Origin of the sequence: Mycoavidus sp. SF9855 (assembly GCF_024582735.1) — a bacterium.
Lineage (GTDB): Bacteria > Pseudomonadota > Gammaproteobacteria > Burkholderiales > Burkholderiaceae > Mycoavidus.
On the sequence record NZ_CP102085.1, the window covers coordinates 1,145,753 to 1,161,183 of the forward strand.

A 15,431-nucleotide genomic window follows, 5' to 3' on the forward strand; every position below is an offset into this window, starting at 1 on the left:
TGATGAGGCATTTTTATTCTTTTTCGTGTACTTATTGTCAAGATAACGCCACACAAGCCCCTCCTCTATAGTGCACTTGCCTGGCGTTTTCTTGATGCAATTAAGGATATACGTACCAAGGAGCATAACCTCCTTCAAAATAAGTTCCAGTTGCCGTGCCCATTGTCAACTCAGACGCACAAAATTCCATCAGAGCTTCATCTTCCGATTGGATATTTTGCATTTTAGGAATATTTAGCTCTTTGTCGTTGCTTTTGGTCATGATTATTTCCTCGTTTCATAATGCAGGTTGATGAAATTTACTAACCCACGGATGGATATAACAAGTGAAAATCACCTGACTATTCCATCACGCGTGCCTTTTACTATAGAAATGGAAAAGCCCTTAGGCAAGAAGTTTTTTTGAGACGGTCTTATTTTTGTAGAAGGAATTGAGATACCGCTTTTTCAGGCAAGCAATATTTCCATAATTTCATTGAAGAGGAACGCTCAGAATTCGGAAAAGCGCGATTGGGACATATTGGGACATATTCGGCCACCGGATCCTAAAGTCCGCGCACCGTTTTCGACCCTACTAACCTTGGATGGCAGCTAGTTCGGATAGAGATTCGTCACGTACCAGCAGGCGCTGTAGCACGGATTTTGTGTAATCGATCATCTCCGTTTCGATCAATGCTCCATCCAAGGCGTTGTCGCTCTGCGCTCAACATCTTGCTGATCGCCCTCCCCCGCCATACTGATTCATAAAACTTTGTACATATGAGATACCTGCACAATAAATGAACTTTATTGTTCGCTTACTGTATATTTAAATGCACCTACGGGAATTGATGGTTGTCCTAGAACACCGGGATGCTGCGGCCGTGGGACCTGAGCTACCTGAGCATGGAATCGGCGCTATCCGAAGCCGGCTAGATCTCTCAGATTCCTTCCCGCCTCACGCTGATGACAACAGTACACACGGCACGCCGGATCTCGGATTTGCGTCCACATCTCCACTGGGACGAGCGGAGGAGCATCTGGATTGCGACACCGGACTGTGCCCTACGCGACTTGCGCAGAGTGGGCCGTAACCTCGACCTCGTGACTGAACCCACCCAAGAACCTTATGAACATGCGCACACAAAGTGACCTTCTCCAGTTGGCTGGCCGATATGCGAACCCGCAACCCTCCAACTAACTTTAGAGGGTTGCGAAGCCGCGATCGATTTCTCAAGGCAGCACACCGAGAGGGGTCAGGCTCATGCGCTGATGGCACTGGCCTTTACTGATTGTCCAGCGGGTGGAACGGGCTGTGCTGCCGGCAGCGTACCGACCGTCGTGCGGTTTGCCGGCAGCTTGAGTCTAGATGCCACGGAGCCCATGCTGATGAGCCTCTTACCTGCCCCACTGAAACTTAAAGGTGGAATCGGGTTACCCACAGCCCCACGTTGCTTTAAGAGTTGCTGGTTCGCATGGCTTAAGCCATGTACATCTTGGACAGAAGTATCCGTCACGGTCAGCACATCATGGGTTGAGCTCCAGTTCAAACGCACGTCGCACTGATCACCCTCTTCTATAATCTGCCACAAGCGAACGGATTTATCAGCACAGCCGGTCACCAAATAATTGCCGTTGCCGACCTCTTCGTCGCTGGCCTCTTTCCAGGCAACACTATAAACCGCTCCACCAAAAGCTCGAATCACCATCCGACATTGCCCCGAGGACACATCCCATAGACGCACCGTCTTGTCAGCACTGCCCGAAGCGAGTTGCTGGCCGTTGGGCGAATACATTACACTTAGCACATCGCCGGTATGCTCACTTAAGGTGTGACTGAGCTGACCAGTTTGCGTATCCCACAGTAATACCTTCTTGTCATCAGCGTAGGTGGCGAGTTGCTGGCCATTGAGCGAATACACCATACTTCCATGCACGCCCATATTCCGGTTTAACGCATGTCCGTTTAAGGTATGGCTGAGCTGACCGGTTTGTGCGTCCCATAGATGGACTTTATTGTCCTCATCGCCGGATGCAATTTGCTTGCCATTGGGCGCATACACCAGGCTATAAACCTTGCCGGTATGTCCGCTTAAGGTATGGCTGAGCTGACCAGTTTGCGCATTCCACAGACGCATCCCGGCGCTCCAATCGCCGGAGACAATTTGCTGGCCGTCGGGTGAATACGCCACGCTCCAAATCATGTTGTGGTGCCCGCTTAAGGTTTGGCGATGCTCACCGGTTTTCGTGTCCCACAGACGCACTGTCCGGTCAGAACTGGCGGAGGCGATTTGCTCGCCGCTCGGCGAATACACCACGCTATTAACCGGGCTGGTATGTCCGCTTAAGGTGTGGCTTAGTTCACCAGTTTGCGCGTCCCACAGAAGCACTTTGTTGACCTCATCTATGGAGGCGATCTGCTGGCCGTTGGGTGAAGACACTACGCTCTTAACTGCGCTGGTATGCCCACTTAAGGTGTGGGTGAGTTGGCCGGTTTGCACGTCCCACAGCCGCACCGTTTGATCCCAACTGCCGGAGGCAATCTGCTGGCCATTCAGCGCATACGCCACGCTCGAGACCCCGCTGGTATGTCCGTTTAAGCTGTGGCTAAGCTGACCCAGGTATCCATCCCATAGTCGTACCGTATTGTCACGACTGCCGGAGGCGATTTGCTGACCATTGGGCGAATAAGCCACGCTACAAATCTCATTGGTATGCCCGCTTAAAGTCTGGCTTAGTTGACCGGTTTGCGCGTCCCACAGAAGCACTTTATCGAAATCATCTCTGGCGGCGATCTGCTGGCTGTTGGACGCATACACCACACTCTTAACCGCGCTGGTATGTCCACTTAAGGTGTAGATGGGCTGACCGGTTTGCGCGTCCCACAGCCGCACCGTATTGTCACGACTGCCAGAGGCGATCTGTTGGCCATTGGGCGCATACACCACGCTATAAATCTCGCGGGTATGCCCGTCTAAGGTGTGGCGATGCTTACCCGTTTGCGCATCCCACAGCCGCACCGTCTTGTCAGAGCCACCCGCGGCGATCTGCTTGCCGTCGGGCGAATACGCCACGCTATAAACCGTGCCGGTATGTTCGCTTAAGGTGTGGCTTAGCTGACCGGTTTGCGCGTCCCACAGACGTACCGTACTGTCATAACCGCCGGAGGCGATTTGCTGACTATCGGGTGAATACCCGATACTCAGAACGTAGTGATTATGTCCGCTTAAGGTTTGGTGGTGTTGACCTGTGTGTGCATCCCATAGATGAACTACCTTGCTTTTAATGCCGGTAGAGGCGATCTGCCGGCCGTTGGGCGAATACATCACGCTACCCACTGGCTCGGTATGTTTGCGTAAGGTGTGGCTGAGTTTACCGGTTTGCGCGTTCCACAACCGCACCGTTTTGTCGAAACTACACGATGCGATCTGCTGACCATTGGGCGAATACACCACGCTATAAATCTCATGGGTATGTGCGCTTAAGGTGTGGATCTTTTTCCAGGTCAACGTGTCATACACGCTGATTGTGCCGTCGCCCAGGCCCACCGCGCAGTTTTTCCCATCCGGGGAATATATGCAGACCTTGACCAGGCTCTTTTCTTCAAGAAAAGGCAATTCACCAAACTGTGCACCCGCCATTTTTGCGCCGGTCAAATTGGCCTGGCGCAGCCAACTATTGCGCAGTTTGACCTTCCTTAAATCCGCCCCTTGCAACTGCGCAGAATCGAATACGCCCTGATTCAGATCAGCGCCTGGAATCTGGATGCCCTGTAAATCTGCTCCATTAAACTGCACGCCTGCTCTAACCAAGATCGTGATTGCATTAGCCGCGGCCTTGCGCGCTTCTTTATCGTCTTTAGAGCGCTCTATGACCGCGTGCAGCTGTTCGTTGAACAGGGGCTCCTGTTGTACACGCTCGGCGAGAAATTGCAAAATGGATGGCTCGTTGACAAAATTCTTCTTCCACAAGGGTGAGTCGAGCAAGGGCTTATCAATCTCCACCGCAGCGGCTTCCACCGCAGCTTGGCTATCAAAGCTCCAGTCAGAACTGACGCTGCCTCGACGGTTTGAGGTTTGTGTCAGGGCTACTTTGCGCGCGCGCTCGCCATCTTGCGGCTCAAAGATCGCACGGGCCACCCCATATTCCAATAGCGACCGATGGATAAAACGGAACTGATTGCCACTGCGCGTTAATGGACTGGCTTCACGCAGCAGGTGCTTGTCGTCTTCCCGACCAAAAAATTTTTCTTTCCAGGTCCCTTGATCTCTAAAGTGCGAATACTCAACAACTGGGTTCCCCGCTTGCTCTTGATAGATCTCAGCCGACAAGTTTTTCAAAAAGACGATGCCATTTTGCGTAAAGCCTTCATCGCTCAAGCTCTCAAAGGCTTTCTTTTCTAACTCGGTTAACTTTTTATCTCCCAAGCGTTTTTTACCACGCTCTAGCCATTGCTCCACGAACTGGTCGTACAGCGCCACCCGGGTTACCCGGACCGTAGAAAACGTTTGACCCACATCCACCATGCGAGGCAGTACCTCTAAGGACAAGGTTAAAAGAAAGGGATTCTTCACTAAGTCTTGTAAGTGAGGAATCTGCTCAAGCGCCTGCTTGTAATCTTTTGCCTGCCAGAGTGGTCTACTCACAGCCACATATTGCTTGATGTACTCTTGAATCTTTTCCTTTGAAAAAGGTGCCATCACCGCTTCCTGAAATAGCTCTGACTTGGCCTGGTGATTGCGGTCCGTCGGCTGAAAGCGATCCCGATAATCAAGGCCAATATATTCGCTGCGGCAGCTGATGACCATCTGCGCCTGCCATTCCCCTGACTGATTCAGCTGATTACTCATATATAGATTATGAGTTTGCTGACTCTCGTCATAGCCATCGCAAATTAAGACGAATTGATGACGTTCTTTTAACTCTCTAATCTGTGGTTCGGTAAAACCCGCTTTGCGTAAGTGTTTGGGAATCAGATCCTGTTCGGGCTTGTCGATCGCGGGCAAGTTAATAAAAAGCGGGATGCTTTGATTTGTCTTGGGCGTATAGGCGTGCCATAGGTCCTTTTCGAGCATCCGGTTAAAGGTCGATTTACCCGAGCCGGAGTCCCCTAAGAGCAGCATTACCTTTTGCGTACCCTCGAGAAATTCGTTGACCTTAGCCTTTAGATCAAACAGCGTCTTATCGGATGCTTTTAGGCTGGGCTTGGCCTGTGGGGAGATATACACGGCGTCGCCCCGTTCTTGCAAGCGCTGACGCCTGAGCTTACGTAAATCGACTTCGACATCGGGCTTATTCTGCACGCGGTCTAGTAGAGAGGAAGAGGCCGATAGGGGTAGCACCACGTTCAGTGGATACTGGCTGTGGACTTCCTCCTGGCACTTTTTATAGAGCTCTTGTGTATCGGCATCGCCACTCTTTTCTAACTTAATAAGCATGGTTTTAGCTGCCGTAGCACTCACCGACTTCACAGACTTATCGGATAAGTGGAGCAGGATCTTAATGATCCATTGCTTTACGTCAGCCAACTGGCCCCACTCTGTATCGTTGGTATATAGCTCACTGAGAAAATCTAAGGCGCTTTGACGCGTGTCAGCGTCCCATAGCGGATTCGCCGCTATTTGGCCCAAGCGTTCACACAGCCCCCATTGAAAGGCAGGGTGACGGCGGCAGGGAACAGTCCGCACTAATTCCTCAAATGCCGTGAATTGCCCATTTTGCAGCAAGGTGTCACTACCGCGTAGCGCGCTATACCAAGTGCTTTTGCGTTTAAAAGCGAAGCCTTCTCGCAAGCTGTCGATAAGACCCTGCCCCTTCTCGTACAACTCCATCGCGCCTTCGACCCCGTCCTTAAGGGTCTGCGCAGCTCCTACCACGTCTGCGACGCCCTGCTGAATACTCTGCAGCCCTTCTACAAAACCCTTCAAGTCAAAGGCTTTGACGGCACTGACGATCCCAGCCACACCATCAATGACTTTAGTGGTGCGCCGCCACGCCGCGTCCCATGGGGTTTCATTATCGGGCACATACAGCAATGCCTGAGAGGCGTAGGCTGCTTTATAAACCAGATAGGGGTCATCGCTCCCTTGTAATCCGTCCAGAGAACCGGCGAGCGGCGCATGGAGTTTTTCGCGATCTAAGCCTGTGACCTGGCTATCGGCCATCGCATCCAACACGTTCGATACCGTGCGCGTTAATTGATAAAGGTTGTCCGTGGACTGCCCATGCGTTTCTTGTAAGCGGGTGTTTAAAAGGGTTAATATTTTGACTAAATCATCCGGCTTTAAGGAGCCGCGGGTGGCGCTTTGAATCAGTCGAGCCAGTCCTTCCACCAAATGGAACTCCAGCAAAAGGGGCTGGTTAACGCCATCCACAAACGCGGCCAACAATTTTTGAAAGTTGTCTGGTTTCAGTGCGGGGGCGACACACAAAATTTCGGTGACGGTCGCTTCATCTTTGAGTTCGTCATTGATGAAGGCGCGGATCAAATCGGTGGCGAGCGTGTGCAGTCGCTCTCGTTCTTCAGTATTACTGGCGGTGGCTTGTGACCAAAGACGCTCTTTTTCTTCGAGTGTTTCGCTAGAGAGCGCAGCTTCTGATAAAAGGCTTAGGCAGTACGCGAGCTGAGCGGTGCTCGTGAGACGCTCGTCCACTTCGAGTAGTTCATGGTCGGCGACAGGCCGAGACACATCCTTAGCAAAAAGCTTGAGAGCGATCTGTGCGACGTCAAGGCCCGGGTTTTCTTGGCTCAGCAGGGAAGGAATGGCGAAGGAAGCAGCGGGAGAAAGGAATGCGCCTTTGATTGAACCAAACGTGCTGCTGGGGCGTGGTGTGGTGGGGGTCAATCTGACTTGCGCTTCGACATGCCCCCAGGTTTTTGCTTTCTCATAGCTGGCATTCGCCTTATCGAGCTTGCCCAGCGCTTTGAGTATATCGCCGCGCTCTAAGTAGATGGCGGCAAGGTCATCCCGCAGAGCTTGGTCTTCTGGCGTCTGTGGGGCCTGCGCTTTTCTGAGCGCTTCTTTCACTTGAGATAAAGGAGTCACATGGCGCTCGTCAGCGACTTTGACCAATGAGGCCTTGGCATGCTCATACAAGATAAAAGCGGTTTCCAGATGTTCCGCCTCCTTATGATAACGACCTTCCTTTAAATAGCTTTGAGCAAGCTCTAGGTTGACGGCGGCAGACGTTGCGTGGGTGAGTCTGGACAACATAGGGTTTTCCTTTTATTCTTTGCTACTAAATATTGTAAAGCCGGGCTTATTTGGGCCAGCCCGCACCGATGCTTCATCTTGGCAGTTTTCTCTAGAGCCAAGTGAGCCAGAAGCATAATGGCTACCGCATAATGCGCGGACCTTTTGGGCAACAATCCGTCGCGCACCGGAGTATATCGGTACTTTGCCGGTGCCGTCATCCATTCGTTGCTGTGATCGACGACACCATCCCCTAGGACTACATGACTAAACAACTATTTTGCTGATGTCGCACCTCTTCTACAACTTGTTGCGCTTCAGCTTCGCTCTTAAACACCCCCTGATACGGGCGGGTACGCGCCTCCAGCGGCGAGCCGAATCGATAGCCGTAAACACTAGGACGCACCTGCTGGGATGGGAGATACAACGCTGCGCCCTCTGCCTCCGTCTCTACCTTGACGCCTGGTTTGGAGAAAAATCCTTGGACACTCCAGCCGCCCTGTAACGACCGCCCCGACTCGTCCGCTTTCGGCTGACTCAAGCGTGCATTCGCTTCCCCCGTCATTAGAGCAAGGATCACCCTTTCCTGAGAAGACAGCATATCTACGCCCCCTGTTTTCAGATAATCCATCACGCGGCGCGCACCATATTCGGCCAGCGTTTGAATATCTTGGGTGCGCCAGGCTTGTCCCGAGAATACAGGCTGCCAGCAACGGGCCGCATAGTAGGCCATTTCTTCTATCTGCTGCTGGATGCCGGCAGACACGCGCAGACCTTTTGATGTCTGCTCAGGATCTACAACACGCAGAACACCCGCCTTTTGATCACTGCGCTGCGGCTCGCTGAGCAGTTTCGTCACCGCCTGCACGATGGCCGGCAGATCGACCGTGTCGGAGGCTCCGATCGTGGCATTGAATTCGATTTTGGGTAATGCACGTGATACCGCCTCGATCAGACTTTCTGCTAACGCGGCTTTATTTTTCAGCAGCGCTTCACCATTCGCGCGTCGCAGCAGTTGAATAATTTGATACAGCTGCTCTTCTTGGAATTGTTTGGCAAAGAGGCGAGCATGCTTGTTCTCTGGCACGTCCAAATTAATCCGCTGCGCCAAAGTGTGATACCACAACTCCTCTTGCTGAAGCTGCTGCGTACGTTTTTCCTCCTGGGTTTTTTCCTGGGCTTCGAGCGCAGCAATTTTCTGTGTGAGCTCGGCTGCTTGGGTCTCGAGGGCGGCTTGCTGTTCGAGGACTGCTGTTGCATGCTGCTGCCACAACCAGGCATAGGCCGTGGCCTCGACGACCTTAATCTGATCGCGAGAAATGAGTTTCGGCGGTGCGCTGCAGGCGATCAACTGTGCTTCACAATACGCTGTCAGGCTCGCCTGGGTCTCCCAGCTGGCGGTTTGGACATTAATTTGGTCCTGTGTGACCGTCTGCTGATGTTGCAGCAGTTTTTGTTCTATTTTGAGGCCTAAGACTTTTGTCACCGACTGAAAGGCCCCTATTTGGATGGGCAAAGCCTGGTCAACGAAGAGCTTAGCCAGGGCCCAATACTCCGTTTCGTAAAATGCTCGCGCTAGATTGAAGTAAGCACGGCCCTGTCTTTCTCGACGCTTGCCATCGTAAAGGAGAATCTGGCAGGTATGCGTCATCCCGGCCTCAAAATCGCCCCCCGCCAGATAAGCCTCGCCAAGGTAAATGGACAGCATCCCCAATGCTTGGTGCTGGTTTGCCGTCTCGTGTCTCAGGAAAATACGGTGCGTCTCGTACAGCGCATCGATCGCAGGTTGATAATTCCGCTCAGCTGCCGGCCGAGCATCTTCCAATTCTTTCTGGATAATCCCCTGATCGATCAAAATCTCGGCGCGCACACGTTCGTTGAATACCGCCGGATGTCGATCGAACCATCTCGCTAATTCATCAAACCTTTCGAGCGCATCAACTAAACGTCCTTGCTTGCGCAACGCCCGGGTGAGATTGCGCAGCGTATAGGCAATCGCCTCAGGATTGCCGACTTCGCCCAAATTGACTTGAATGGCGTAACTCTTCTCAAAATTCTGAATCACTTCCACGGCAACCTGGCCGCGTGGAACTAGTTGAGAAGCGAGGGTCCCCTCTTGATACAGATATTCTTCCGCATACAGTTTGAGTAATTTGGCCTCTTCCTGATTGGCCTCTTGCCGAGTGATGGACAAGGCAAAGTCCTCTGGCCGCTGTTCAAAGTGCGTGAGTTGCTCCTTGGACAACCCCTGCTTAAAGAGGCGCTGGGCCCCTTGCAGACAATCATAGGCTAGCTGTAACTCACCATGATGTAGATAGTAGAGTCTGGCTAGGCTGCTACCCAACGTCAGCACTTGGTGCAGTAAGGGCAAATTCTTAGCAAAGGAGACCGTAGCACAGGTCTCAAAAACAAGCGTATGGACCAGATCAGTATAGGGTTTTAAGTCTTCTGGCTTGTTATGGCGACCATCTGAGCTTTCATTATCTGTCAAATAATTGAAAACCTCAGACAGTCGCTGGATGTTTTTTTCAAGCAGTGGACGTTGTTCTGACAGATACCGTTTTTGCACCACACTTAGGAAGGCCGGGTTAAGCTTGAGACTGTTAGTCGCCTGATCGAGGTCCACAATCTCGAGCTGCTTTTGGGACAACATCTGAATGGCGTCTTGATCAACCTGTTCATTGCCAAAAAAGGCCAAGGGGATGCGAGGTTCTCCCAGCCAGGCCGCCTGTTTAAGGATAGTCAGTGCCCGCGCTGTGACCGGGTTCGTTACCGTTTCCGCTTCTAGTGGCCCTAGACTCGCCTGCGCGATCTCACTCAATAAGATATCTCGTACCTCTTGGTGTTGCTCAGGTTGCGCCAAAAAGTCGGCAAAATTCCTAAAACTCGCCATCGTAGCTTGGTAATGTCGGCACAACGCCTGAATGACAGCTGGAAACCCCTCTGTCATGCGAATCACCTGAGCAAAATCACACGCGTCGAGCGGCTCTTGCGGCAGGCACTGCTGAACTAAATCCTTCGCTTGCTCCGGGGTAAAAAGGCTCAGTGGCAGAGAGTCAACGTCTCGCTCTAAGCATTGTTTGAGCTTATCGGTCAATGGCTGGGCTGTGGTATAAATCAATTGACCGGACCAAAAAGACGGCTTCAGCCAAGTCAAGACAAGATCGGCATTACTCGGCGTTAGCCCGTCCAAGATCAATAATGAACGAGGATGTTGCTGCACATAGCTTGCCACTTGCCGCAGGGCTGTTTGCGGCCTTAAATTGCCATAACCGAGCGCGTAACCAATGGCTTGGATATCTGCATGAGCACGGTTCACACTGCTGCAGTCAATCCAGGCAAGCAAATCGTAAGACGCGAAGAACGCATCAGGGCGCGGATGAATCAAGCGCTGAAGCAGCGTGGTTTTACCCACACCAGGCAGGCCGATGACTTCAATTAGGGCTTTGGGCTGATCCTTTAGCAGTTCGAATAATTGGGCTGATTCTGCTCGAGGAACGTAATGGTCTGGACGAATCGGTAGCTTACCAAGGGAAAATCGGGGACCTGATGCCGCCAGCAAGCGGGTCAATTGCTCTACCGCGTTAGCATGGCCCCAGCCTTGTGCTTTTTGGTAGCACGCTTGGGCTTGGTCAACCTGTTTGAGCTGTTCGAATACTTCCGCATGCTCGAAATAGACATCAGCAATGCACTGCCGTAAGGCTGTTTGCTCCGGTGTTTCAGATCGGTCGCGCTCGGTCACTTGGACTTCTGACGGCGTCAAGCCCTGCTGCTTGGCCAACTCAAGCAGGGCCTCGGCCACCTGCTCATACAAGGGATTGGCCTGCTCGGGCCGCGCTTCTTTATGCGCGCGCGCTTGCGCTAAATCTGGCGCAAGCCTATCTGAGGCAAAAGGCAGTAGCGGTGTATTCGGATAATGCGTTGAAATGTTTAACATGGGGTTAACCTTATTGCGCTTGCAGTTAATGGTGTGTATTGAGCAACTGCAAGGGAATGTAAAAATAGTGTGGGAGGAGGATCTTCACCCTAGGAAAAATGAATGCGTTTGACCTAGATTTAGATTGTCTTACTCGTGTAGAGAATCAGCCGATTGAATATAATTTTTTTGTAATCGCTTCCTTTCGAAATGAATCGGGACATGTTGGTAAGCGCGGAATGCCCGCGCTTAACTTAATCTGCCACCAGACACTCACCCGCTTGAGACACATAGCGCAAACTCACGCCCTTTTTTAAGTGAGTAGCAACGCTATGCAGCCTACAACTTGCATAGCTCTTCAACATATATTGATGGGCCAGAAATGCGCTCAGTTCACTCATTCACGTAGTGCGATTTCAGATGAATTGCCAAATTAGGATTAAAATATTATCGATACTGCTTTGGTTCGTCAAGCATGTTGGGGGGAGCAAATCAATCATCCGGTTTTTAGCACGTGAATTGTCCGGTTTCTGGGTGGCTTATGTGTTGTCAACAGCGATTGAAATTTGATACAGTTGGCAGCGAAATCCTGACTCTAAATCCGATAAGGAATAAAAAATGAACACGCAAGGGGAAAAAATGCTCAGTCGCAAAGCACTGTTGGGCGCAACCATGAAAGCCATATTCTGGGCTTTTATGGGGATTCGAAAAAGCCGCGATCATAAGCAAGACGTTGAACGCCTCAACCCTCTCCATGTATTGATTGCGGCCCTCGTAGGCGGATTGATTTTTATAACCACACTGATCATTGTGGTTAAGCTTGTCGTCAAAAATTATTAGGGCGCTATCCAATATGCTATTGAGAATCGTCGATAAGTCAGAGCACTCCGCTGCTGCAGAAAGCGTGCCGTGCGCCTACTCAGAATCTGTTGCAGGGGCCCCCGCGCACCGGGCAGAGCCGGTTGAAATTTCTGTCGAAACCCGTACTGGCGTCACGCGTTTTGTGACGGATTTTGACTTAGCCTCGATCCCTACCGATTTACGGCAAACCTTGGACTGGTATTTCACTGAATATCCGCATGCTGCCACCGCTCAACCCGATGATCATGGTATCGCTGCCAAACTGACCGAGCTTGGACAAGCCATCGGCAATCAGCTTTTAGGCGAGCAGCCGCAATTTGCGCAGGCCATCGCGGCGATCCAAAAACAAGGGATTCAGCAACTCACTGTCCGCATTGAGTCAACGCGCGCCAGCTTTTTGGCGCAGCCGTGGGAGTGGTTGGTATTGCCAGCTAGCAGCCAGGTATTGTCGACGATAGTGAAGAGCTTTGAAAAGCGATTCACCGGTGGCAGATTCTCGGAATCGGATACTGAGTTGGAATACAATCTGAAAGTCACACCGCCGGTGCCAGATGCCATTGCTGAGCTTAATCAACAAATGGGAAATTCAGCGCCAACCCAAGCCGCCGCGGAAAAACCCTATCATGCGCCGCTGTGCATCTTGCATATCGTCTCTAGAGCGTACTCAGAATATCTACCTTTTGCATCTAGCGCGGCGCTCGAAGCCGCCACGGATTCGTTCTGCTCAGAAGGCGCCATCCACTATGAAATTTTTGTCGCAGGGACTTGGGCGCAGCTGCAAAAACGGCTCAGCGACTCTCAGCGTCCTGTGCATATTGTGCAGTACGACGGCCCACTCGTAGTAGAAGGTACGGCAACCGGCCGTGGACAGAATACTGGCGCGGCGTGCTCTGAGCTGCTCAGCCTTCTGCTGGAGGATGCCGGCACTACGTTCGTGCCCATTGCATTTGCCGATTTTACGAAAGTGCTGGTGCAGAACAAAATCGCGGTGCTGTGCCTCGATGCCCGTGGGTATTTCAAGGGTAGCCAACTGCTGGATGCCGCCGCCGGCTTAAGCGCTGCTGCCCATGCTGCTCATCATGCAGGTCTGGGCAATCTGATTGGACTGGCGCAGATCACGGATCCGTGGACCAGTGGCCAGTGTTTCCAAGCTATTTATCACCGTCTAACAGCCGGCTTAAGGTTGGGCCAGGCCGTTACCCAAGCACGTCAGCGCTTGCAAGCGCAAACCGAAATCGCGCGCTTTACCTCACAAGGATTACCTTTTCAGAGTTGGCCATTGCTGGTTCATTATGGTGGTCAAACCATTACATTTTTTGACACCCCGCAGGCACGTGTGAGTCTGTCGGAGTCACAAACCTTGGCACATGCACGCAAGCGCTTACTGGGTTTCAAGGCCACCCTACTGTCTCCTTTGCTCAACCATGCCAGCGATGGGCCAGCGCTCGCCCTGCTGGCCGCACTTGAAACTTCACCGCAAGCGCTGCTGCTCACCGGCCCGGCCGGCAGCGGTAAGACGCATCTCGTGCATCGTCTTGCGCTTTATTTGGCGCAGCGCGAGCACATCAATTTTGCCTTTTATTTTGATTTCAGTGACGATTTTTACGCCGTCGATATGATGCTGGAAATGATCGCTCCGGTCCTTGGGCTGGCCCCCAGTCAGCAGGCTGAAACCAAGGCTGCGCTTAACCAGCTGCGCTGCTGTTTTGTCCTAGATGGGCTTGCGCCAGATCTCTTAGCGACACAGCAAACACTCAGCGGCTTCGTGCATGAATTGTTGGCTAATGGACATTTAGTCCTCATCACCGCGCCATGCTGGCAAGATAGGTCGCCCTCGGCATTCACCGAGATCCCGCTCGTGCCCCTGCTCGCTGCTGAACAGCGCCTGCTGGCGGCAGCTCAATTGCGTGCGAACACTCTCGTGGGCAAAGATCTAGACCACGATTGGCCGGCCTTGTTGATGGCCACCCAAGGCAATCCGTTTCTGCTCCAGCACGCGCTGCCGCTGCTCAATCACCTCACGGTCACAGCGCTCACCACAGAACTCAGCGCCCGCATCGCGCACGATCGCTCGGTGGTTGATTCATTTTATGCATGGCAATGGTCAGAGATGCCGCACCAATGGCAAGACCTGCTACTGCTGAGCGCTGAAGTCGATGGCCTGCTGCTGGAGTTGCTGATGGTTGCCTTCGATCAGAAGGAACCTTTCGCGCCGGCCAAAAAACTAATGGCACTCACGGGCAATGAAGCGGCGGTCTTCTCTGACGGACTGACGCTGTGGCAGCAATGTGGTTTTCTCGTTAGCCTGCCCCACGGTCGGATCATTGATACCCGCTGCCGGCCTTTTCTAGAGCGCAAACGGCACGAACAAACTGAGCGTGCGGTCACCGCCATCGAAAGCGAACTGTATTTCAGTCAAGTGCTGTGCGAAGGAATCCGCATCTTAAGCCGCCACCTAAACGGTCAGCAAAATCCCACCTTGGCTCACTATCTTTTGATGCATCGGCGAGACTGGAGTACGCATTTAGAAAAACTCTGGTTTGCCCAAGACTACCGTGGTTTTCTGAGTGCCAAACATGCCTTTGATCAAGTGCTGCGGCAGGCTCAGTTGGGCGCAGAAAGTGCTGCGTGGTCACTCAACCTGTTGGCACGCTCCCCTGCTGTACAGGTCGATGACGAGAGCGAGCCGGAAGCGCCGTTAGCTTGGCTGGCGCTGGCCCTCGACGCCATGGCTGCCAACCATGCGGCACACCAGGCCAGCCTAGCCAACGGCGCCGAACGCTGGCAAGCGTGGCTCGATGCCCTGCCGGCTATCATCGAAAAACAGCAGATTTTGTATTTTCAGCAAGCGGCTACCTTCCTCGATGTGTTCTATCAAAGTCGGCAAGATTGGACCGCAGCGCTTGCCGTGAATGAAAGAGCAGTGCAGGTCTATACTCAGTATGAAGCCTGGCCGAAGGCGATCCAAGCACTTAAAGCGCTCGCGCGCTGCTATCTCGAACTGGGAGAAGCCGAACAAGCTTTAATCTGCGAGGACAAAATCCTTAATGAAATTTCTTACGCCGGCGCGCCCCCCGGCTTTCACGCTCAGCAAGTGTTCGATGTCGCTTGCGCACGCGTTGCCCGCGGCTCTTCTAGCTATGCGCAGGTCACCTTGGACCAGTTAAAAGCCATGGACGAATCTAAACGCTTCGGCGATATGCTGGATGGGCTGCAGGCAGATATCGACTACCAGCAGGAAAACTACGCGGCATCGATGCCCTACTACTGCAAACTGTGGGCCCGCGCGATCCAAGCCGGTCAGCAGCCCTATATCGAGCAATTGAGGCAAAAATTCTTACAGATTGAGCAAAAGCTAGGCGCAGAAGTCTTCGCGCAATACCTCGACGATGAACTGGAAGAAAATATCGTGCGGCCGCAAGAATATATCGCGACACCAAGGACGATACATTAGGCTTCAATCTACGCAGCTTTTCTAGAAT

The 15,431-nt window shown here is 52.4% G+C and carries 6 protein-coding genes; 3 read left to right on the top strand and 3 right to left on the bottom strand.

What is annotated here, in order from left to right:
- Positions 1 to 100 precede the first annotated feature (100 nt).
- Positions 101 to 262: a burhizin family lasso peptide gene (locus NQD60_RS04440; protein WP_257099802.1), complete on the bottom strand. Its 162-nt coding sequence runs from the start codon at positions 260 to 262 to the stop codon at positions 101 to 103.
- A 683-nt stretch (positions 263 to 945) separates the two neighbouring features.
- Here NQD60_RS04440 and NQD60_RS04445 point away from each other — a divergent pair.
- A complete protein-coding gene (locus NQD60_RS04445; RefSeq protein WP_257099803.1) occupies positions 946 to 1,131 on the top strand; it encodes a hypothetical protein in 186 nt (61 codons plus the stop codon).
- A gap of 110 nt (positions 1,132 to 1,241) precedes the next feature.
- Here the strand turns inward: NQD60_RS04445 and NQD60_RS04450 are convergent, their stop codons facing one another.
- Positions 1,242 to 7,193: an NACHT domain-containing protein gene (locus tag NQD60_RS04450; protein ID WP_257099804.1), complete on the bottom strand. Its 5,952-nt coding sequence runs from the start codon at positions 7,191 to 7,193 to the stop codon at positions 1,242 to 1,244.
- A gap of 238 nt (positions 7,194 to 7,431) precedes the next feature.
- Positions 7,432 to 11,109 (bottom strand): ATP-binding protein, encoded by a 3,678-nt coding sequence (locus tag NQD60_RS04455; RefSeq protein ID WP_257099805.1) that lies wholly within the window; start codon positions 11,107 to 11,109, stop codon positions 7,432 to 7,434.
- Between the two features lie 597 nt (positions 11,110 to 11,706).
- On the opposite strand from NQD60_RS04455, the gene NQD60_RS04460 reads away from it, so the two are divergent.
- Both NQD60_RS04460 and NQD60_RS04465 read left to right on the top strand, forming a co-directional pair.
- Positions 11,707 to 11,928 (top strand): DUF2970 domain-containing protein, encoded by a 222-nt coding sequence (locus NQD60_RS04460; RefSeq protein WP_223691051.1) that lies wholly within the window; start codon positions 11,707 to 11,709, stop codon positions 11,926 to 11,928.
- Positions 11,929 to 11,941: 13 nt separating this feature from the next.
- A complete protein-coding gene (locus NQD60_RS04465; protein ID WP_257099806.1) occupies positions 11,942 to 15,403 on the top strand; it encodes an ATP-binding protein in 3,462 nt (1,153 codons plus the stop codon).
- The last annotated feature ends 28 nt before the right edge of the window (positions 15,404 to 15,431 follow it).